This window comes from Staphylococcus sp. EG-SA-2, from assembly GCF_017152085.1.
The window spans coordinates 1-888 of sequence record NZ_JACYHC010000949.1 but is presented as its reverse complement, the minus strand read 5'-3'; the positions used below and the strand labels follow the sequence as shown (position 1 = coordinate 888).

Below are 888 nucleotides of genomic sequence, written 5' to 3'. Positions count from 1 at the left end.
TATTTGTATATTTTAAAAGTGCATTAAAAATAAATCCTAAAAATAGCAATATACTGCAAATAAAAAAGACGCCAACATTACCAACTAGTATTACAATGACACCAATTAAAGCAGGTAAAATAATATTTGAGCCTCTTTGCAAACTATCGATTAACGCATTACTTGTTGCTAAATGCTCCTCATCAATAATTTCAGGAAGAATTGCCCTAAACGCAGGATCCGTATAGCAGTTAATAATGGTGATAGCTGTAGATATGGTTAGAAGCGTCAGATAATTTAAATTTGATGTTATTGCAAGTAAAGGAATAATTATTATAATCAAACTTAGTATAAGATCAGATAGATAAAGTATTTTCTTTTTATTATGTTTATCAGAATATGCGCCACCGAAAATACCAAATATAATAAATGGAAGTGTTTGACTCATAACCATCATTGATAATTTTAAAGATGATTGGTTTGTCAATTCAACAGTAAACCAAATTATTTGTAACGAAAACAGCACAAAGCAACTCCGACGTAAGAAATTACCAATCAATAAATATGTAAAGTTTCTATTTTTCAAAACTTCTAAGTACAACATATTTATCACCTCTCATAAAAATAATTGAATGCATCCACCAGCCTTTTTTAGACCTTCTTCTAAACTCTCTTTATCCAAAGCGCAATTAATTCTAATAAAATTAAGTCAGTTAAATATCAATTATTTCGAAATATACATACTACTTGAAACACCATACATACCCCCCAAAATGACTACTCAGAGGTTATATTCTACTAATTATGATTATATTAAATATGAAAATATTATCAAAAAATCAAATTTATAACAAAAATACACCCCTTAAAGTTAGGTCTTTCAATCCAACTTTTGGGGTGTATATCATT

General features: G+C 28.0%; 1 protein-coding gene. It reads right to left on the bottom strand.

Annotation, left to right across the window (positions count from 1 at the left end):
* Positions 1-583: MFS transporter (locus tag IDG60_RS16550; protein WP_206160942.1), on the bottom strand; the 583-nt coding region annotated here is incomplete at its 3' end.
* Between the last annotated feature and the right edge of the window lie 305 nt (positions 584-888).